This is a genomic window from Helicobacter rodentium ATCC 700285 (assembly GCF_000687535.1).
Classification (GTDB): Bacteria; Campylobacterota; Campylobacteria; order Campylobacterales; family Helicobacteraceae; genus Helicobacter_D; species Helicobacter_D rodentium.
The window spans coordinates 107,642-128,304 of record NZ_JHWC01000006.1; the positions used below are offsets into that span (position 1 = coordinate 107,642).

Here is a 20,663-nt window from a genome sequence, read left to right on the forward strand (position 1 = left end):
TTTACACAAAAGCAAAGTAATGGAAATCCTAAAATCACAAAAATCCCTTTTAAAAGAATCTAGCAAATTATTAAAAATAAATTGAAATCATTTTGGAACAAAACTTGCTTCATCTCTTGCAGAGTTTAAGCGAGAAAAGGATATTCAAGCAATGAAACGACTTTATAAGATTCCAGTGATTCTGCTCACATTAATGTTTTTTATGATTCCCTCTTTTGGCGCAAAGGTAGGTGATTTAGTTAATGTGGTAGGTGTGCGTGATAACCAGTTAATTGGATATGGTTTGGTTGTGGGTTTAAATGGAACGGGAGATAAAACAACTTCTACTTTTACAATGCAATCTATTTCCAATATGTTAGAAAGCGTGAATGTTAAAGTAGATCCTAATGATATTAGCTCTAAAAATGCCGCAGCAGTGATGGTAACTGCAAAACTCCCCGCCTTTGCAAGACAAGGGGATAAGATTGATATTATTGTCTCAAGTATTGGAGATGCAAAATCATTAGAGGGTGGAACGCTTTTGCTTACCCCTCTTAGCGGTTTAGATGGTAGAATCTATGCAGTCGCGCAAGGTGCAGTTGGAATCGGGGGCAAAAGTGAGAGAGGTGGAAGTGCAAACCATCCATTAGCAGGAATTTTGCCAAATGGTGCGACGGTGGAACGCGAAGTAACTTATGACCTTTACAATAAACTCAATGCAACTTTGAGTTTAAAGGAATCCAATTTTCAAAATGCTGTGAGGATTCAAACACGCATTAATGCGGCTTTTCCCAATCAACCAAATACGCAAGAATCTCCGGTAACACCTATTGCTACTGCCGTAGATCCTCGCACGATTAAGTTGCAACGTCCTCAAGAAATGAGTATGGTAGAGTTTCTAGCGCGTGTGCAGGATATTGAAGTAGATGTAATGAAAGAGGATAAAATCATTATTAACGAAAGAACAGGAACGATTATTGCGGGTATGGGTGTAGAGGTTTCTCCTGTTGTGGTTACACACAATAATATTACGATTAAAGTAAGCAATGAGGCAATCAATGATCCAGAAGCAGTAAATATGGGCAATGGGGCAACCTTTAGTGCAGCAGAAGCAATGGTAAGTGCGCAAAACAACCCAACCATTTCTAGCGTAACACGTGCTTTGCAGAGAATGGGCGCAACACCCAAAGATGTAATTGCAATTTTGGAGACAATGAAAAAAGCCGGTGCATTTAATGCAGATTTAGAAATTATTTAAGGAGTTTAAGATGAATATTGATTTTAGCGGAATGGGTGGATATTCTAAAGAATTGTTAGATGCAGCAAAATCTACACCAAATATCATTAAGACAGACGATGATTCAAGATTAAGAGAGCAAACAGATGCCTTTGAAGCCTTGATTATCAAGAATATGCTTGATACTGCATTGAAAATGGACGAATCTCTTTTTCCAAAAGCTCCCGGACACGATATTTATGAATCAATGTATCGCGACACGCTTTCAGAATCCCTAAGTGGTAGTTTTGGTTTTAGCGATTTACTTTATGATTATTTGAAAGATTTACAGGGCAAACAGGGTGTTAAGGGTGAGGCGTGATAGACCAAAATTTACTAGAATCTTTAAGCAGTAGCGATAAAGAATCCTTTGCAAAGGGCTTAAAAGAGCTGATTACCCAAACCTATGAAGTAGAAAAAGAGTTTGTGGAGTTAAAAGCACTCTTTGAAGAGGTGTTGGATATTTTACCAACTGCAGTTTGGGTGCTAGAGCAAAAGGGTGAGATTTTTTATCAAAATAGCCTTGCTAGTGAGATTCCAGAATTACTAGAAAAGCTTGATTTATCACAAAACAATCGGCAGGAAGTTGAATTGGAATCTTGTGGTGAGGCAAAAGTTTATTTGGTGCAAGCCAATCAAAAACTAAACAAACTGATTATTTCAGCCACAGATATTACAAGCGAAAAGCGACGCGAAAGACTTGCGTCAATGGGGCAAATCTCTGCACATTTAGCTCACGAAATAAGGAATCCGATCGGTTCTGTCGCGCTACTTGCCTCTACTCTTGCCAATCGTGTGGAGTTAAAAAATAAATCTCTTGTATTAGAAATTAAGAAATCTATTTGGAGAGTGGAGCGCATTGTAAAAGCAACTTTGCTTTTCTCTAAGGGTGTGCATTGTAATAAAACCATTATCAATCCTCAAAACCTTGAAGATGAATTAAACGAATCGCTAGGCTATTATACTTATTCTAAGAATATTGATTTTAGGTTTCATTTTGAATGCGATTCTTTTGAGGCAGACTTTGATTTGCTGTGTATCGTGCTTCAAAATTTCTTATTTAACGCAATTGATGCCATAGAGGAATCAGATGATGAAAGCGGAATTGTAGAGATTTGTTGCACTAAAGAATCGCAAAATGCAATTTTTAGAATCTATGATAGTGGAAAGCCCATTGAAAATCCAGAAATTCTTTTTGAGCCTTTTAAAAGCACTAAACTTAAGGGTAATGGGCTAGGGTTGGCACTTTCTTTGCAAATTATTGAAGCGCACAATGGGACAATTTCCTTAATGCAAGGACGGAAAAAAGGATTTGAAATCGTGATTCCACAATTTTAATTTTTAAGCGCATAAATTTTACATGCTTACATTAGGAATTAAGGCATTTTGCGTTAGAATATTCCAACTACATCAACAAAAGGGCAAAAATGAGTGATAATATTCAAAAAATGCAAAATGTAAAGAGCCTTCGGGAGGTCAGTATTAAAGATAAGCGCGTTTTAATCCGAGTAGATTTTAATGTGCCAATGGATAGTGAGCTAAATATTAGTGATGATACAAGGATTCGGGAGGCAATTCCTACGATTAATTATTGTATTGACAATGGAGCAAAATCCATTATTTTAGTTAGTCATTTAGGGCGTCCGCAAGGCAGAAGTAATGAATTTTCCTTAAAGCATATTTTGAAGCGATTGGAGAGGCTTTTATCTAAAGATGTTGTGTTTGTAGATAATTTAGAAAATGCACAAGTTACGCTAAATACACTCATAGATGGAAGTATTGTTTTGCTAGAGAATATCCGATTCTATGAGGGAGAGGAAAAAAACGACCCTGCATTATCTCAAAAACTTGCAAACCTTTGTGATGTGTATGTTAATGACGCCTTTGGAACTTCTCACCGCAAACACGCCTCTACTTATGGTGTAGCAAATTATGCAAAAGAGAAAGTTGCCGGATTGCTTCTAAAAAAAGAAATTGATTCTTTTGCAATCGCGCTTTCAAACCCTCTTCGTCCTTTACTGCTTATTGTTGGTGGTTCAAAAGTTTCTTCTAAGCTCACACTTTTAAAATCAATCTTAGATGTGGTGGATAAAATTATCATCGGTGGGGCAATGAGCAATACTTTTTTAAAAGCCATTGGTTATGATATGAAAAATTCTTTAATTGAAGAAAATTTGCTAGAGGAAGCGCGTAATATTTTAAGAAATGCAAAAGAAAAAGGCGTAAAAATTTATTTGCCCGTAGATGTGGTTTCAACAGATAATTTAAAAGAACCTAAAGAGATTAAAATTACCCCTGCACAGGATATTCAAGATGGTTTAATGGCGGTAGATATTGGACCTGCAACGGTAAAGCTATTTAATGAGGTGATTCGGGATTGTGAAACAATCATTTGGAATGGACCGCTTGGTGTGTATGAAAATCAGAAATTCTCTCGTGGAACTTTTAGCATTTCCCATACTATTGCAGATACTTATTCTTATAGTGTTATTGGCGGGGGAGATACCGCAGATGCTGTGGATAAGGCGGGTAATAGAGATGGTATGAGCTTCACATCAACTGGTGGTGGTGCAAGTTTAGAGTTGCTTGAGGGTGCGGTATTACCCGCTTTTGAAGTATTAGACGAGAGAGCATAAAATGGGAGAACCCCCAACGTATAACGATTAAAGGAGATTTTGCAGAATCTCCTTAAATATAAAAAAGGAGATTGTGATGAATCTTTTTGTTAAACGCAATGGTATGGTAGTAAGAGAGAGCATACAAGCCGTAGAGGCGGTGCAGTTAAGTGCAGACATACTTTGGATTGATCTATTGCATCCAACAGCGCAAGAGATTGCCTTTATTTCCAAAACTTATTTATTGGATATTCCAACCAAAGAAGAGAGAGAAGAGATTGAGGAATCTTCGCGTTATTGGGAAGATAATGAAACGGTAACAATTAATACTTACTTCCTTACGCGTCCAAGTGAGGGGAATACGCTCCACAACGAAACCATTACCTTTTTGCTTACACACAATATTCTTTTCACGGTGCGATATAGTGAGTTTAAGGTTTTTGATGAGATTCAACAACGCGTTCTTGCAAGTCCCAAAAACTTTGAAGATGGATTTGATTTGATTTCTAAAATTTTTGAATTACGCGTAGAAAAAGATGCGGATATGTTGGAGGGCATCGCAAAACAGACGCGCCTTTTGCGCCGTTCTGTTGTGTTTGACAAAAAGCTTGGTGATGAAATTTTGGAGAGTTTATCTATTTTGCAAGAAATGCACTTAAGTTTGCGTGATAGTTTGTTTGATAAAAGGCTTGCGATTGCAGCATTGCTTCGCACACGCAAAACCGATGCAGAAGTAAAAAAGGACTTAGGAATCGTGCTAAAGGATATTAACTCGCTTGTAGAATTTACAAATGTGAATATGAATATTTTAGATAATATTCAAACTCTGTTTTCTAACCAAATCAATATTGAACAAAATAAAATCATCAAGATTTTTACAATGGTTACCGTGGCGATGATGCCTCCAACACTCATTGCAACAATTTATGGAATGAACTTTACACATATGCCAGAGCTTGAATGGACTTACGCTTATCCTGTCGCATTGAGCGTAATGGTTATTTCAACGATTCTACCTATTATTTATTTTAAAAAGAAAAAATGGATGTAAAATTGAAGTGTAATTCTGCGGGGGGAGGGGGGATTATCCTTATAAAATTGCAGTTTTTGGAATGCACAATGCAATAGGCGATAATGTTCTTGTTCTAAAGGCTTTGTACGCAATAAAATACCTTTATCCTCACGCAATTCTCACGATTCTCTCTAATGGCGGTGTCGCAAAGTCGTTGTTTAAATATATGCCTTTTATTGATGAGATAATAAATATCCAAGAAAACCAAGATTACAAAAATCAGAGATTTGACATTGTGCTTTTATTTATAAAACACGATTCTTTAGAATATATCCAAAAAGCCAAAACAATCCAATCTAAGAGAGTCTTAACAACTTTTTCTAAAGCACTCTTGCAAAAAGGGATTTTGTTTATCCCCAAAATAGAAAGGATATGGAATCCTTATTGGAAGCAGAGGCACAGAGTGAGTGATGGGAGCTTGAATCTTGTGCGCTCAATCAATAAAAAACATTTTGATGATAGGATTTCTAAGATAGATTTTACAAAAGTAGAGATTTTGAGGGGAGATGAAAATAGACTTTTTGTAGAATCTGCATTAAAAAAATTAGAATACACAAAATATCAAAAGCTTATTGGAATCTGTCCTATTGGTAATAGTGTGAAGATTAAAAAAATGAATTTTTCCTTAAAAAGCTGGATAAAGATTGCAGAAGAGTTAGCAAGGGAGTTTCCCCAAAATTTATTTATTTTTATGGATTATTTGGGGAGTGGGGCGCAATTTTTAGAGTTTGAGCAAAAAAATATTGGAGTTTTTACAAATAATAAAGATTTATTGAATTTGGTAGAATTGACGAGCCGATTGCATTGTTTATTGAGTGTCAATACCGGGAATGTGCATATTGCGGATAATCTTAGGATTCCAACATTAGAAATCATTAGCAAATCACACCAAAACAAGTGGATAGGCGGTAGTTATGGTGGAATCTGTGAGTGCATATATTTACCCAAAAATTGGCAACAAAGAGAAGAGTTTTATCAAAAATCTTTTATTTGTCTTGCAAGAAAAATGATAAAGTGTAAAATATAGTTTTATATTCCTTTTTCCTGAAAATAAAGTTGCAATTCTTGGGCAATTGTTTTGGAATCTTTTTGGGTTAATGTTGGATTTGTCAGAAATTCTAGGGTGGCTAAAAAACGATTTTTTGGCATAAATCCGGGATAAACAAACAATTCTTTACCCTCTTTGCTCAAAAAAACAAGTGTTGGAGTAGGCTTAATGTTATACTTTTGGACTAAATCTGAAGTGCTTAAGGTTTGGTTCAAAAAGGAGACTTCGTGCATTTTGGTATAGCTAATATTGATATAATAAGGCGCGTAATGGGTCGTTAAAAACTCTTTAATGTCCGAATTTTCTTTGATAAGGTTTTTAAGCCTATCGCAATATGCGCAACCATTGGCTGAAAACACCAGCAAAAAGGGTAGATGATTGCTTGTAATTTTGCTAGTCTCTTGAAACACATCGGCAACTTCTGCATAAGAATTGCGGTCTATATTTTCCATTGCCAATAGTTGTTCTTTAGTGTTGTTTGTGCCACTTGATACAACATTTTTATCAACCTTCTCTTGACACGCACCAAAGAGAAACATCAATGCAATACATATTAAAAAATGATTTTTTTTCATTCAAGATTCCTTATAAAAGTATAATTATAGCTAAAATTTCCCCTTTAAATACCCTGCATTAAGAGATTCCAGAGATTATCTACTTCCGCTTCTTCTAAAAATTCTCCTTGTAAAGAGAGCCAAAGTGCAATATGTGCTTGATTAAACACCGCTCCTTGCATACAGGATTTGTGTCCAGAGACTAAACCCCTGCCTAAAACAATTTCGTTTTGTAAAGGTTGTTCGCAGATAAGACAAGTTTGCAAGGTATTGCCTCGCCCCTCAAAGCGTAATAATTTCGCATATAAATTTAGCATTGCGCGTTTGGGATTCTCAATTTCTAGCCGTTTTGCACCTTCCTCTAAATGTTCAAAATAAAAGGAATCCAAATGGGAAATATCCCTTAAATGCGCGTTTAGAAGGCTTAGATATTGTTGCCAAAAATACCGCCTTTGTGTGTCTTTTTCCCACACAAAAGCTAAATGCAGGGGTTCGCGTAATTTTCCAATTTCTCTCATATCGTGTTCAATAGAAAAATCAATCTTGTGTCCTAAATGCACGACACTATGTCGCGCACCATAGAATCTATAAAGTGTGTGCAGGTGGGTTTGGGTTAGGATTCTAACGAGTAAATCCTCCTCCCGCACTCGCGTTGTGCCTAGAATGTAGCCTTGCAAAAGTTGCCTTTTTTAAATGGGATTGTAGCATAAATTAAAATTTAACTTTGTCATTGCGAGTGAAATGAAGCAATCCATAATGTTGAATCTCGTCTTTAAACTTTAATATTTATATTTTCAGATTCCATTGTTTCATTGTTAAGAAGCGCAAAATTATAGATTTGCGCTGAAACGGGTGCAAATGCATACCCCGAGAATTTTTCAAATTTTCTTGCAATGACATACTGCCATCTCGTCATTACGAACGAAGTGAAGCAATCCATAATCAAGCATACATTAATCTTGACAATTCCAAACCTAAGATTCTATTGTTGAATTTGATTTTTGCTTGATTATGGATTGCCACGATTCCGCTAACGCAGAATCTTGCAACGACAGAAAATAAAACGCTCTGTTTGCATTATTATAGATTGCCACGATTCCACAAGTGGAATCTCGCAATGACGCAGTGGCAGAAGCTTTGGCTTTTGTCATTGCGAGGAGCAAACAAAGCAAAAGATGAAGCAATCTAAGCAAACGATTAGCTAAGGAGCGTATGTTCCGCTAAAACCTTGAATCCTAACGCAATCAAAATGCACCCAGCACCCACTTCAAGAATGCGTGTGGGGATTTTTGTAAGTGTTCTACTAAGCATATAGGCTAAAATAACACAAGCAAAAGTGATTACACCAATCCAAGAAACACTACTTAACAAAGGTTCATTTTGTGAGAAAATTAACACACCTGCAGCAAGTGCGTCTATGCTTGTGGCGATTCCAATGAGGAGCAAAACCCAAAAAGAAAGGCTTTTTTGCGTTTGCTCTTCCTCATTGGAGCTAGAATCTTTGATGATTTTTAATCCTAAAACCAAAAAGATAAGAAAAGTAACCCAATGGTCAAAAGTGTCCGCAAATTGTGCAAGATTCTCACTTGCAAACCAGATGAGAATCCAGCCAAGCAGTGGCATTAATGCTTGAAAAAAGGAAGTTACAAGCGCGATTTGGATTCCATTTCCTATACGCCACTTTTCGCATAATCCATAAGAAAATGCCACCACTGAAGCATCTACGGCTAGAGTAACACCAAGTAAAAAAATTTCTAAGTGCAACATAATTTTTACTATAACGAGAGGTTTGCGATTCCATCTGTAGGTGAGCTTGCGGTGGCGTAGGCTTTTTTTGGAATCCTACCTGCAAGGTAGCTTGCGCGTCCTGCACACACCGCATCACGCATTGCTTGTGCCATTAGAATCGGGTTTTTTGCCTGTGCAATGGCGGTGTTTGTTAGCACAGCGTCTGCTCCAAGTTCCATTGCAATCGCAGCATCAGAGGCACAACCCACACCCGCATCTACGATGAGAGGCACAGAAATTGCCTCTTTGATAAAGGCGATATTGTAGCGATTCTGTATGCCAAGTCCGCTACCAATGGGCGCGGCAAGAGGCATTACCGCACTTGCTCCCGCATTTTCTAAATGTCGTGCTATAATGGGGTCATCGTTGCTATATGCAAGCACGCAAAAGCCCTCTTTTGCTAGAATCTCACAAGCCTTGAGCGTCTCTAAAACATCGGGATAAAGCGTTTTTTGCGTATCGCCGATAATTTCTAGTTTAATGAAGTCAATGCCCGTAGCCTCACGCGTGAGGCGAAAGAGTGCAATGGCTTCCTCTGCATTGACGCAACCCGCAGAATTTGGCAAAAACTGAATCTTGCTTCCTTTGAAATAATCCAAGAGATTCTCTTCATTGGGATTTGTGATATTCACGCGCCGAATCGCAACGGTAATCATTTCTGCCTCTGAAGCGAGGGTGGCGTCCAAAGTTGTTTGGAAGTCTTTGTATTTGCCACTACCGACAATGAGGCGACTTTGAAAGGTTTTATTTCCGATTTTTAGGGGTGTTTCTGTTTGCATTTAATATCCTTTAAATTTTTATTTAAATGTAGCGGATTTGCTCAATTAAATCAAGGGGGTTTAGCGAAAAATTATTGTATTTTTTGCAATAGGATTCTGCGCAAAAGCTGTGCATTAACACGCCGTTAATGGCAGAATTCAAAGGGCTATACCCTTGCGTTAGAAGCGCACTTAGGATTCCGCTTAACACATCGCCACTACCACCTTTAGCAAGGGCATTGTTGCCAAAAGGATTAATCCATATCCTTTGATTGTGTGCGATGAGGGTGTTTGCACCTTTTAATATGAGTGTTGCGTTTGGATAATGGGAGCAAAACTTTTGCGCGTAAGCGATTCTGTCTTTTTGTAATTCTTGTGTAGAAATTGTTGCAATCCCTGTTGCCTTTAGAATCTGTGTAAATTCTTTTGGGTGCGGTGTTAGGATAATGTTTTGCAAGGTTAAAAATTGCATAAACTCTGTGTAATAAAAAATATCCGCATCAAGCAGAAGTGGCACATTGCGCGTGTGTAAAAACTCAAAAAGCGATTCTAAGCTTTGTCCTTTTCCAAGCCCCATTCCTAAAGCGATTGCGCTTGTGTTGTGCGGAATCTCTGTGGTTTGCATTAAAGAGTAAGGCAGATTCTTAGCATCGCCAAGCACACTTACAAGCCCTGCACCGCTTTGTAGTGCGCTTAGGGCGCATAGGATTCCAGCCCCTTGCTTCTCTCCAAGATAAACGCATAAATGCCCAAAATTCCCTTTATGTGTGTTTTGCTTCTCTCTCACAGGAGGCTTGAAGTCGCTTTTTTCTAATAATTGTATCGGGGAGGGTGTCTCAAAAATTGCAGGAGAGATTCCTAAAGGTAGCTGCTGCACCTCCCCAACAAAATCCTTTGCTTCATCGCAAAATAATGCCACCTTTAGCGCACCCATTGTGAGCGTGAAATCGGCTTTAAAAGCTATCTCTCCGCCTAGTGTGCCACTTTGTGTGATTCCGCTTGGCATATCACAGGCGATTTTAAGCGCGTCCATTGCATTGAGGATTTTTAAAATTTCTGTGCTTTTTGCGTTTAGCTCCCCCTTGAATCCTGCGCCAAAGATTCCATCAACGACAATTTCTGCATTGAGGGGGGGTGTTAGGCTTTCTAAAAATTCTATGTCTTGAAAGTTTTGGGCTTTTGCAATGCGTTTTAGGCAGTCTAATTGCCATTGACACAAGGTGCTTTTTGCTCCAAAGGGTGCATAAATGCTAAGTTTGCACATTCCATAGAGCATTCGTGCTAATGCCAAGCAATCCGCGCCATTGTCTCCACTTCCGCAGACAAGTAGGATTCTGCTATTTGAGCTAAGTTTTGGGCGTAAAAATTCTAGCATTCCCCGCGCGGCATTTTCCATTAGAATCTCACTAGGGATTAGAAGTTCGTCATTTGCGCGTTTATCTAGGATTCGCGTGTCAAAAAAAAGATTTTTCATTTCCGATTCCTTTATTCTAGTAAAATTTATATTTTTTGTGTATTTGCTATACCATATCTCCAAAAACATATCAAGTTCTGTATAATTTTTGCAATATAGCGCGTAACTCCTCTTTTGAGGTTTTGTCTATCGCCACAGAGACGATGACATATTCTAACTTCTAGTAAAAATCATCTTAATCCACCGATTGCATTGATGATGTCATTTTCTATACTTAGCCTTGCTTCTGCTTTCTTTGCTAAGGCTTTAAAATCTTTATAGAGATTCTTGCTTGACATTTTTTGAGATAATTGTCATTTTTGCTCCTTTTATTTCGCGCTATTATAGCCTAATTTCTTGAATTATTTGCGCTTAAAAAATGGGCTAAGAAAGATTAAAGCAGAGAATAGAGAGAATTTTATATTTAATTTTTAAGGGGTGGCTTTGGAATTTTTTGGGCGATTTTTTATTTTGTGTTTTGCGCTAGTATTTGTTGGGTGTTTTGAGGAGAAAAAAGACGCACAAAAGCCAGAAAATGCGGAATCACAAATAATAAAATCTCAAAACAATCAAGACTCTAACCAATCCAAAGAGGATTTGGAATCCCAAGATTCACCTTTGGATTCGCCCTTGCAAAAGGAGTTAAAAAAGAATCTTAAAAGGCATTTGGATTCCTTAAGCAAGGATTTACAAGAGAAAAATCTAAACCATTTGCAATTAGAACAAAATATCGGCATACAAAAACATATAGAACATTTTGAGAGTTTGCACGGACGCAAAGATATTCCTAAAAATAATTCTAAAGAGAGTTTGAATCAAAAAATACAAAAAGCCTATGAGTTGCAACAAGAAAGAATAGAGGAATTGCGTCAAAAAAATGATGAAATTAGCAGGTGAGTGTGAAATTTACGCGATTATTAAGTAAGTTTTGATTAAAATTGCGAATTTTGAAACTAAAATTAAGGGCTAGTTTATGGCAAAGCGCGTTTTGGTTAAGTATTCTGGGGAAGCGTTAGCAGGTGAGAGTGGCTTTGGGATTGAAAGTAAAGTTTTGGACTATTTAGCAAGTGAGCTTAAAACGCTTGTGGAAGCCGGAATTGAAGTAGGAATCGTGATTGGCGGTGGGAACTTCGTGCGCGGTGTGAGTGCGTCCAAGGGGGGTTTGATTCGTCGCACAAGTGGAGATTATATGGGAATGCTTGCCACGGTGATTAATGGTGTGGCAATGCAAGAAGCGTTGGAATATTATGGTTTAGATGTGCGTGTGCAAAGTGCGTTGGAGATTAAAGAAGTGTGTGAAAGTTATATTAATCGCCGCGCGATTCGGCATTTAGAAAAAGGGCGCGTGGTGATTTTTGTTGCCGGAACGGGGAATCCGTTTTTTACCACAGATACGGCGGCAACTCTACGCGCGGTGGAGATTGGCGCAGAGATGATTATTAAAGCTACAAAAGTGGATGGCGTGTATGATAAAGATCCTGCAAAGTTTAGCGATGCGGTAATGCTACAACAAATCGGCTACGAACAAGCCTTAAAAGATAATATTAAGGTAATGGACGACACAGCAATAGCACTTGCAAAAGATAATTCCTTGCCGATTGTGGTTTGCAATATGTTGCGTGAGGGGAATTTGCTTAAGATTATACAAGGCGAGTCTAGCGCAGTGTATTCTAGGGTATCTAATTAAAATAAAGGAAAAAAAATGAGAGTAGAAGAAATTGCTTCCAAAGCATTAGAAAAAGTCAATGGCGATAGATATTTGCTATCCAATATTTTGTTTGCAAGAATTGATGAATTAAGTCGGGGTGCAGCACCGCTTGTCAAAAAAGATATTAAAAGAGATAAACTCTCGGATATTGCTTTGCTTGAAGTAGCAGAAGGCAAAATTGGCTTAGAAAAGATAGAAGATACACAAAATTAACATACATCAAGGTTAAGGTTTGAAGTTTTTAGAAGAAGTTGCGGAAATTACATCGCCAAAGGCAGCAACAGAATTATTGTATTCTTTGGTGGAAGTTACTCCAAATGTTCAAAATGCCATTGCATTTGCAACAGAAGCGCACAAGAGTCAAAAGCGCAAGAGTGGAGAGCCTTATATCGTGCATCCTTTACTTGTAGCGTGTATTGTAGCGTATTTTGGTGGTGATGAGGTGATGGTGTGTGCAGCGCTAATGCACGATGTTGTGGAGGATACAGAATATACGCTAGAGGATGTTCGGCGCGATTATGGCGAGGATATTGCGTCTTTGGTAGATGGATTAACCAAAATTGTCGCCATACGCGCAGAGGAATTACCCGCTTCACATTCCAATGAAAAGCTTGTTGTGGCGGCTTTAAGCTTCCGTAAAATGCTAATTACTTCCGTGAAAGATGTGCGTGTGCTTGTCGTCAAGCTTTGCGATAGATTGCATAATATGCTAACGCTTGGTGCATTGCCACCCAATAAACAAAGGAGAATCTCGGAAGAAACCCTTGTTGTTTATGCCCCTATTGCGCATAGACTTGGAATCTCCTCTTTGAAAAATGAGCTAGAGGATAGAAGTTTTTATTATATTTTTCCACAAGAGTATCGCAGGATAGAGGATTATTTTTTAAGCCATAAGCAAACGATTCAGTTAAAGCTCAATGCCTTTATTCAAAAGATAAGAAAAAGTCTTGAGCAAGAGGGTGTGCCAGAGGGGGAATTTAGCATTGCAAGTCGGATTAAGCGGCATTATTCCATTTATCTTAAAATGCAGCGCAAAGGAATCTCTATTGATGAGGTGCTAGATTTACTTGCAATCCGTGTGATTGTGAAAACACCTTTGGATTGCTATAAAATCTTAGGGATTCTGCATTTGAAGTTTAAGCCCATTATGTCGCGTTTTAAGGATTATATCGCATTGCCTAAAGAAAATGGTTACCAAACCATTCATAGCACCCTCTTTGATGATTCCGCTATTTTTGAAGTGCAAATCCGCACAGAGGATATGCACAGAAGTGCAGAATATGGAATCGCGGCGCATTGGAAATACAAAACCGGTGGCAATAGCACGGGACCTAGCCTTGATTGGCTGAATAAATTGCAATTCCAAAACAACTCCATTGAGGAATTTTATGAGCTTGTAAAAAACGACTTGTATCGTGAGGATATTGTAGTGTTTTCGCCTGATGGGGATAATTATTCCTTGCCTATTGGTGCGGTAGTGCTTGACTTTGCCTATGCGGTGCATACAGATATTGGGGATTGTGCAAAGGAAGCTTATGTTAATAACCAAAAAACTTCGCTTTTAACAACGCTTAAAAGCGGAGATATTGTAAAAATCATTACCGCAAGAGACACGATTTTGCGCTGTTCTTGGATTGATGCAGTAAAAACTTCTCGTGCAAAAAGTCAAATTAGAATGAATTGCGCGGCGCGGATTAAAGAGATTGAGCGCAAAAGCGCAATTAATATCATCGCAACTATTTTTGGTAAAAGCGCAGAGGAAATTGAAGCCTATGTGGTGAAAAATAATTTGGAGGACAGCATTTATCGTGCGACAACAGATGTGAGTTATCTTAAAGATGTTAAGAATCGCATTAAGAATTTCTATAAACAAAATGCAGGTTTAATAGAGCAGATTAAAATTAGAATCCTAAAGCTAAAAGAACTGCATTTTGATAATTTGGTGATTGAAACCAACCATACTATTAATCAAGCGGTGTTTGATTATTGTTGCCACCCGAAATTTGGGGATTCCATTATTGCGTTTAAGAGCGGTTCGAAAGCTTTTGTGCATCATAAGCTTTGTGAGCGAGCATATTTGGAGATTCAAAAAGGCGTTAAAATGCTTTATGTGGATTGGCTAGAGGATAAATTGCAAGCCTATAAACTCATCGTTGCATTAGAGAATCAAAAGGGTGTATTGGCAAATTTCTTGAGCTTTTTGGCAAAGCACGATATTAATGTTTTAGGCGTGGAGCTAGGTTCTCAAAAAAGCACTTACGCAACGCATTGCGAATTGCGTTTTGAATCTAGCATTACAGACATTAAAGAGATTAAAAATTTATTGGGTAGTAATTATAAAATTATTGAAGTGCAAGCATTAAAAGATGCTTATGCAAATTAAAAGGAAAGATATGAGTGTAGAATCGCAAATCAATACGGCTTTAGAGGAAATTAAACGCGGCACACAAGAGATTATTGGGTTTGAATATATTAAGGATTTGGTGAGTGCGTATTTTAAAGAGGGTAAAACTTTTAGTGTGAAGGCGGGATTTGACCCTACTGCTCCGGATTTGCATTTGGGGCATACGGTGCTTTTGCAAAAACTTGCAACCTTTCAAAAATATGGTGCGAAAGTTTATTTTCTCATTGGCGATTTTACAGGAATGATTGGCGACCCAAGTGGCAAGAGCGAAACAAGGAAGCCTTTAAGTAAAGAGCAGGTGTTGGCAAATGCAAAAACTTATGAGGAGCAGGTGTATAAGGTGCTTGATTCCTCTAAAATGGAGATTGTGTTTAACTCTAGTTGGCTAGATTCTCTAGGGACGCGCGGAATGATTGAATTAGCGGCGAAATTTTCAGTGGCTAGAATGCTAGAGAGAGACGATTTTGAAAAGCGGTTCAAAGCACAGAATCCCATTAGTATCGTAGAGTTTTTTTACCCGCTTTTGCAAGGTTATGATTCCGTGGCGTTGAAGTGTGATATTGAATTTGGTGGCACAGACCAGAAATTTAATTTGTTAATGGGACGCCATTTGCAGCGAGCTTATGGGCTAGATAAGGAACAATCTGTTGTAATGGTGCCATTGCTAGAGGGCTTAGATGGTGTGCATAAAATGAGCAAGAGCTTGGGGAATTATGTCGGAATCACACAAGAGCCAAAGGAAATGTTTGGGAGGCTTTTAAGTATTTCAGATTCTTTAATGTGGCGGTATTATGAGTTGCTTAGTTCTAAAAGTTTGCAAGAAATTGAAGCTTTAAAACAAGGTGTGGCAGAGGGCAGTTTGCACCCAAAAGCTATCAAAGAGGATTTAGCAGTAGAAATTATCACGCGTTATTACGATAGGGATTCCGCGATCCACGCAAAAGAGGAATTTGCAAAAGTGTTTGTGAAAGAGGAATTGCCAAGTGATATGCAAACTTTTGAGAAGCCACAAGGCATTTGGATTGCGCAATTAGCACAAGAATGCGGATTGTGTAGTTCTAATTCGGAAAGCTTACGCGCAATCAAGCAAGGTGCAATGAAACTAAATAGCCAAAAGGTAGAGGATTCTAAGTTGAATCTGCAAGAGGGAGAATATGTCTTGCAGGTTGGGAAGCGCAAGTTTGCAAAAGTGATTATTAAATAAAGGAAATCTATGCCAAATACGACATTAAAGCCTCTTAAAATCGGTAAATACACGATTCCAATTCCTATTTTTCAAGGCGGAATGGGAGTGGGTATTAGTTGGGATAATCTAGCGGGGAGTGTTTCAAAAACAGGGGCTATGGGGATTATCTCTTGTGTTGGAACGGGGTATTACCAAAAAAGTGCATTTGTGCAAAAGGCAGTGAAAAGCCGCCCTTTTGATACGATCAATTTTTATTCCCGCGAAGCCTTGTTTGAGATTTTTAAGAATGCGCGTAAAATTTGTGGAGAGAATCCGCTAGGTGCAAATATCCTTTATGCAATTAATGAATACGGACGCGTGGTGCGGGACGCTTGTGAGGCGGGGGCAAATATGATTATCACGGGTGCGGGATTGCCGACAAATATGCCAGAATTTACAAGTAATTTTCCCAATATTGCGCTCATTCCTATTGTATCGTCCGCAAAAGCCTTAAAGATTCTTTGTAAGCGGTGGGAGGGACGTTATAAAAAAATCCCTGATGCAGTGATTGTGGAGGGACCGCTTAGTGGAGGACATCAAGGGGTGAGTTATGAGGATTGTTTCAAGCCAGAACATCAGTTAGAAGTGATTGTGCCTGAAGTGATAGAGGAGGGCAAGAAATGGGGAGAGATTCCCGTGATTGCTGCAGGTGGAATTTGGGATAGAAAAGATATTGACAGAATGCTAGAGTTGGGTGCGAGTGGAGTGCAAATGGGAACGCGATTCTTAGGTGCGAGGGAGTGCGATGCACAATACTATAACACTCTAATGCCAAACGTCACAAAAGAGGACATTGAGTTGATTAAATCTCCTGTGGGTTATCCTGCGCGCGCGGTTGTTACGGGTGTCATTAAGGGTTTAAGAGAGGGTAAGCCCTCTAGGGTGGCTTGTGTGAGTAATTGTGTTGCACCTTGCCATAGGGGAGAGGAAGCAAAAAAGGTGGGATATTGTATCGCCGATGGTTTGGGAGATGGCTATTTAGGCGATCCCATTAATGGATTATATTTTACCGGCGCAAATGGTTATCGGATTGAGAAAATCCAAAGTGTGCAAGAAATTATTGATGAATTAAGCCGATGATTCGTTTTTTTATTGTCTTTTGTTTTTTTTGTGCAGGATTATTAGCAGAGGTTAAGATTAGTTCTGTGCAGCAATTACAAAATGGTATTGTGTTAAATTTCAATACAAACATAGAAAAAAAAGATTTCAAGAATTTCTTATTACAAGATAAACAAGAATTGCGTTATGTTTATGATATAGAATCCAAACTGCAAGGAAGCGCGAGAGTATTTGAATTTCAAGAGAATGTGCGCATTAAAATTGCACAAAATTCCCAAGAAAAGGTGCGGTTAGTCGTTACAACTTCCAAGAAACTAGAGATTGAATTAAAGGTAAATAAAAAACAAGCATTTTTTACGATTCCTAATACAAAGTTGGAAGAAAGCGGTTTTTCCATTGCCTCACTTTTTGAGCCTCAATCCACTACTAAAAAACCGCCACAAGCACAAAAAGAGCCAAAACTTAAGAAAACAGAAACAAAAAAAGCAACCCCAAAAGAAGAAAAAACAGCAACTAAAACCGCATTTTATACCAATCGTAAAGATAAAATTATCGTGATTGACCCGGGACACGGGGGTAAAGATTGTGGCGCAATGGGTGTGGATAGAGTGTGCGAAAAGAAAGTTGTGTTAAGCATTGGTAAGTATTTGCGTGATGAGTTAAAAAAACGCGGTTATAAAACCTATATGACGCGTGATAGAGATGTATTTATTAGCCTTAGAACGCGCACCAATTTTGCCAATAACAAAAATGCCAATTTATTTATCTCTATCCATACCAATGCGATTCCAGAAAATAAAGCAAAATTTGAGGGTGTTGAGAGTTATTTTTTATCTACTGCTAGAAGCGAACGTTCTAAAAAAGTTGCTGCATTGGAAAACAAAGACGATACAGAGGAGATGAATTATTTTTCCAAGCAATCCTTTCTAAATACCTTAAATACACAGAGGATTGTAGCTTCTAATCGTTTGGCTATTGATGTGCAATATGGTATGTTACAATCCTTGCGCTCTAAGTATAAAGTTTTAGACGGCGGGGTGCGTGAAGGTCCCTTTTGGGTGCTTGTGGGCGCAGTAATGCCCTCTGTGCTTTTAGAAGTTGGTTATATTACCCACCCACAAGAGGGCAAAAGATTGAATCAAACTGCTTTTCAAAAAATGATTGCTAAGGGCATTGCCGATGGCGTTGATGGTTATTTTCAAAAAAATCCTTAAAGGTTAAGTATGCGAAAAATTACAATTCCCCATTTGATATTTTCTTCTTTATATTTTATTTTGGCACTTTTTACGATTCTAATGTTGGCTTTGACAAGTTTTACTCCAGATTTTAAACATATGTTCAGATTAACAACCCAACCTTTTGGCGTTTATTATGGAATCAGTGCTACATTGCTTACTTGTGGCTTGATTGTAAGTATTTTTAATATCGTGCGTATTTATTCTAGCCATTTGCCGAAGTTTTATAGTGTTGTGATTGGTTTAGCCTTGTGTGTCTTTGCTTTTTTGCTTTATTATGAACTTTTTGTTTTGAGTAGAACACATTTTGAGCCTTTTTCATTTGAAGATTCTTTGAGATTGGCTCAAGAAAATGCCTTTTCTAAAAATATTTATCAAATATTTGTGGATTATGTTTGTTATATATTTTTTGTGATTTGTCCAGCACTCTTTTATATTTTTAATTTTTCTTTTGATAAAGGCACAAAATGGGGAAAACTTTTACAGCTCATACAACCAAGCTTTAATGTAATGTTGGGAGTTTTATTTGGTTTTGCTATTTCTCCATTTTTTAAAAGCGGAATCGTGGGTTATTTTGATTTGGCATTGTTGATTTTAGGGCTTGGATTGGCATTATATTTGTGTATTAAAGGTAATAGAAGTTTTGATTCTTATGAAATATTTAATTTCTTTTTGCTGATTGTTGTGTGTGTTGTGGTGATGATTTCTTCACATAGCTTTGTAGATGGTGAATCCTATTTTGAAGTGCGTAAAGCATTTTATATTTTGGTGTTATTTGGCTGGTGTAATGCGTGGATGATGAAGCTCACCACAAGACGCTAAGTTTATTTTAAAGTTGCTTTGCTACAATTTTCGCTAAATTTTTAAAAGGAGTTGTCTTGAAGCATTGCTATATCAAACATATCGCTCCTTTTGTATTTGCTGCTTGGTGGGGCTTCCGCCCCTAATTCATCTTTCTCTCTTTTTGTTATTTTTATTTTTTTGATTTTTACTAAAGGATACTTATGGATAAACCTTATTTGAAACAATTTCCTGATGAGAATGGTTTTTTTGGGAAGTTTGGTGGTAGTTTTGTGCCAGAAAATATTAAAAAGGCAATGGACGAAATCAATGTGGCGTATGATTTGATTGCGCAAAATAGTGATTTTATCGCAGAGTTGCGTAAAATTCGCAAACATTTTCAAGGGCGTCCAACGCCGATTTATTTCGCGCATAATTTGACAAAAAAGTATGGGGGAGCCGGAATCTATCTTAAACGCGAGGATTTAAACCATACCGGAGCGCATAAGCTAAACCATTGTATGGGCGAGGCACTTTTGGCAAAATTTATGGGCAAAAAGAAGCTGATTGCAGAAACTGGAGCAGGGCAGCACGGCGTTGCTATCGCAACAGCGGCGGCGTATTTTGGCTTAGAATGCGAAGTGCATATGGGAGAAGTGGATATTGCAAAAGAACACCCCAATGTTGTGCGTATGAAAATTTTGGGCGCGAAAGTTGTCCCTGTAACCAAAGGAGCAAAAACCCTAAAAGAAGCGGTGGATTCAGCATTTGAAGCATATTTAAATGATTTGGATAATTCTATTTATGCGATTGGTTCTGTGGTGGGTCCTCACCCCTTTCCCAAAATGGTAAGAGACTTTCAAGCCATTGTGGGCGTGGAATCTAGGGAGCAGTTTTTGGAGATGACAGGAGAGTTACCGGATATTGTAACGGCTTGTGTAGGGGGTGGAAGCAATGCAATGGGAATCTTTAGCGGATTCATTGACGATTCTGTGGAGTTAGTGGGGGTAGAACCGCTTGGGCGTGGAAGTAAGCTTGGCGAACACGCAGCGAGTTTGAGCTATGGAAGCGAGGGCATTATGCACGGGTTTAATTCTATTATGTTAAAGGATAAAGGAGAGAATCCTGCGCCTGTTTATAGCGTGGCAAGTGGTTTGGATTATCCGAGTGTGGGACCAGAACACGCTTATTTGCATAGCATTGGACGCACGAAAGTGGCGACTATTAGTGATGAAGAAGCTATTGCTGCATTCTTTGAGCTTAGCAAAGGAGAGGGGATTATTCCTGCGATTGAATCTAGCCACGCAGTCGCTTATGCGTTAAAGATTGCCCCAGAGTTAAAGGGCAAAAAGATTCTTGTGAATCTTAGTGGAAGAGGGGATAAGGATATTGATTTTATTGTAGAAAAGTTTGGTTATGGGGAGTAATGCAGAATCGCTTTTTGCGATTCTGTTACCGCATCATTGCAAAGAATAAGTAAAGCAAATAAAGCCTCCTTTGTTATTGCAAAAAGTTGCTAAGAATTGAAACAATCCATAATATCAGACTTTTTTGGGCTTCCTACCTCGTCATTGCGAGACTTCGTAAGAAGTCGTGGCAATCCATAATGTGGAATCTCGCCTTTTTGGATTCCATCGTTAAGATTTCTGTGTGCTTGATTATGGATTGCTTCGGCTTTGCCTCGCAATGACGGAGTAGCAGATGCTTTG

The 20,663-nt window shown here is 38.3% G+C and carries 22 protein-coding genes; 15 read left to right on the forward strand and 7 right to left on the reverse strand.

Annotated features, from left to right (window positions below):
• Positions 1-151: 151 nt before the first annotated feature.
• The 6 genes from BS85_RS0106095 to BS85_RS0106125 all read left to right on the forward strand — a co-directional run bounded on the left by BS85_RS0106095 (position 152) and on the right by BS85_RS0106125 (position 5,969).
• Positions 152-1,237 carry a flagellar basal body P-ring protein FlgI gene (locus BS85_RS0106095; protein WP_034551286.1) on the forward strand — a complete coding sequence of 362 codons (1,086 nt, stop codon included), beginning with the start codon at positions 152-154 and terminating at the stop codon, positions 1,235-1,237.
• A 10-nt stretch (positions 1,238-1,247) separates the two neighbouring features.
• On the forward strand, positions 1,248-1,577 hold the full coding sequence (locus BS85_RS0106100; protein ID WP_026944016.1) for a rod-binding protein: 330 nt from the start codon (positions 1,248-1,250) through the stop codon (positions 1,575-1,577).
• On the forward strand, positions 1,574-2,593 hold the full coding sequence (locus BS85_RS0106105) for a sensor histidine kinase (protein ID WP_026944017.1): 1,020 nt from the start codon (positions 1,574-1,576) through the stop codon (positions 2,591-2,593). Before BS85_RS0106100 ends, BS85_RS0106105 begins: the two co-directional genes overlap by 4 nt.
• An 89-nt stretch (positions 2,594-2,682) precedes the next feature.
• A complete protein-coding gene (locus BS85_RS0106110) occupies positions 2,683-3,891 on the forward strand; it encodes a phosphoglycerate kinase (RefSeq protein WP_026944018.1) in 1,209 nt (402 codons plus the stop codon).
• Positions 3,892-3,964: 73 nt separating this feature from the next.
• Positions 3,965-4,921, forward strand: coding sequence for a magnesium/cobalt transporter CorA (gene corA / locus BS85_RS0106115; protein ID WP_026944019.1), 957 nt, complete (start codon positions 3,965-3,967; stop codon positions 4,919-4,921).
• 61 nt (positions 4,922-4,982) lie between these two features.
• A complete protein-coding gene (locus tag BS85_RS0106125; RefSeq protein WP_026944020.1) occupies positions 4,983-5,969 on the forward strand; it encodes a glycosyltransferase family 9 protein in 987 nt (328 codons plus the stop codon).
• Between the two features lie 2 nt (positions 5,970-5,971).
• Here BS85_RS0106125 and BS85_RS0106130 read toward each other — a convergent pair whose 3' ends face one another.
• The 6 genes from BS85_RS0106130 to BS85_RS0106160 form a co-directional block, all read right to left on the reverse strand.
• The gene (locus BS85_RS0106130) at positions 5,972-6,565 is read right to left on the reverse strand and encodes a SoxW family protein (RefSeq protein WP_026944021.1); all 594 of its coding nucleotides are present in this window, start codon (positions 6,563-6,565) and stop codon (positions 5,972-5,974) included.
• A 44-nt stretch (positions 6,566-6,609) separates the two neighbouring features.
• The gene (recO, locus tag BS85_RS0106135; protein WP_026944022.1) at positions 6,610-7,221 is read right to left on the reverse strand and encodes a recombination protein RecO; all 612 of its coding nucleotides are present in this window, start codon (positions 7,219-7,221) and stop codon (positions 6,610-6,612) included.
• A 297-nt stretch (positions 7,222-7,518) separates the two neighbouring features.
• The gene (locus BS85_RS11450; protein ID WP_026944023.1) at positions 7,519-7,737 is read right to left on the reverse strand and encodes a hypothetical protein; all 219 of its coding nucleotides are present in this window, start codon (positions 7,735-7,737) and stop codon (positions 7,519-7,521) included.
• A 4-nt stretch (positions 7,738-7,741) separates the two neighbouring features.
• Positions 7,742-8,311 carry a manganese efflux pump MntP gene (locus BS85_RS0106150; protein WP_026944024.1) on the reverse strand — a complete coding sequence of 190 codons (570 nt, stop codon included), beginning with the start codon at positions 8,309-8,311 and terminating at the stop codon, positions 7,742-7,744.
• Between the two features lie 8 nt (positions 8,312-8,319).
• A complete protein-coding gene (locus BS85_RS0106155; RefSeq protein ID WP_026944025.1) occupies positions 8,320-9,111 on the reverse strand; it encodes a thiazole synthase in 792 nt (263 codons plus the stop codon).
• A 22-nt stretch (positions 9,112-9,133) separates the two neighbouring features.
• Positions 9,134-10,564 carry an NAD(P)H-hydrate dehydratase gene (locus tag BS85_RS0106160; RefSeq protein WP_026944026.1) on the reverse strand — a complete coding sequence of 477 codons (1,431 nt, stop codon included), beginning with the start codon at positions 10,562-10,564 and terminating at the stop codon, positions 9,134-9,136.
• Between the two features lie 423 nt (positions 10,565-10,987).
• On the opposite strand from BS85_RS0106160, the gene BS85_RS0106170 reads away from it, so the two are divergent.
• The 9 genes from BS85_RS0106170 (at position 10,988) to trpB (ending at position 20,381) form a co-directional block, all read left to right on the forward strand.
• Positions 10,988-11,440, forward strand: coding sequence for a hypothetical protein (locus BS85_RS0106170; protein ID WP_026944027.1), 453 nt, complete (start codon positions 10,988-10,990; stop codon positions 11,438-11,440).
• A 76-nt stretch (positions 11,441-11,516) separates the two neighbouring features.
• The gene (gene pyrH, locus BS85_RS0106175) at positions 11,517-12,230 is read left to right on the forward strand and encodes a UMP kinase (protein ID WP_026944028.1); all 714 of its coding nucleotides are present in this window, start codon (positions 11,517-11,519) and stop codon (positions 12,228-12,230) included.
• Between the two features lie 15 nt (positions 12,231-12,245).
• Complete coding sequence (locus BS85_RS0106180; protein ID WP_026944029.1) at positions 12,246-12,464, forward strand: DNA-directed RNA polymerase subunit omega; 219 nt, start codon at positions 12,246-12,248, stop codon at positions 12,462-12,464.
• Between the two features lie 19 nt (positions 12,465-12,483).
• Complete coding sequence (locus BS85_RS0106185; RefSeq protein WP_026944030.1) at positions 12,484-14,634, forward strand: RelA/SpoT family protein; 2,151 nt, start codon at positions 12,484-12,486, stop codon at positions 14,632-14,634.
• A 10-nt stretch (positions 14,635-14,644) separates the two neighbouring features.
• Positions 14,645-15,859: a tyrosine--tRNA ligase gene (gene tyrS, locus BS85_RS0106190; protein WP_026944031.1), complete on the forward strand. Its 1,215-nt coding sequence runs from the start codon at positions 14,645-14,647 to the stop codon at positions 15,857-15,859.
• Between the two features lie 9 nt (positions 15,860-15,868).
• On the forward strand, positions 15,869-16,960 hold the full coding sequence (locus BS85_RS0106195; protein ID WP_026944032.1) for a nitronate monooxygenase: 1,092 nt from the start codon (positions 15,869-15,871) through the stop codon (positions 16,958-16,960).
• Positions 16,957-18,153, forward strand: coding sequence for an N-acetylmuramoyl-L-alanine amidase family protein (locus BS85_RS0106200; RefSeq protein WP_026944033.1), 1,197 nt, complete (start codon positions 16,957-16,959; stop codon positions 18,151-18,153). Before BS85_RS0106195 ends, BS85_RS0106200 begins: the two co-directional genes overlap by 4 nt.
• Before the next feature lie 9 nt (positions 18,154-18,162).
• Positions 18,163-18,996 (forward strand): hypothetical protein, encoded by an 834-nt coding sequence (locus BS85_RS0106205; protein WP_026944034.1) that lies wholly within the window; start codon positions 18,163-18,165, stop codon positions 18,994-18,996.
• 182 nt (positions 18,997-19,178) lie between these two features.
• Entirely contained in the window at positions 19,179-20,381 is a 1,203-nt protein-coding gene (gene trpB, locus BS85_RS0106210; protein WP_026944035.1) for a tryptophan synthase subunit beta, read from the forward strand.
• 89 nt (positions 20,382-20,470) lie between these two features.
• Here the strand turns inward: trpB and BS85_RS11720 are convergent.
• Positions 20,471-20,663: hypothetical protein (locus BS85_RS11720; RefSeq protein WP_026944036.1), on the reverse strand; the 193-nt coding region annotated here is incomplete at its 5' end.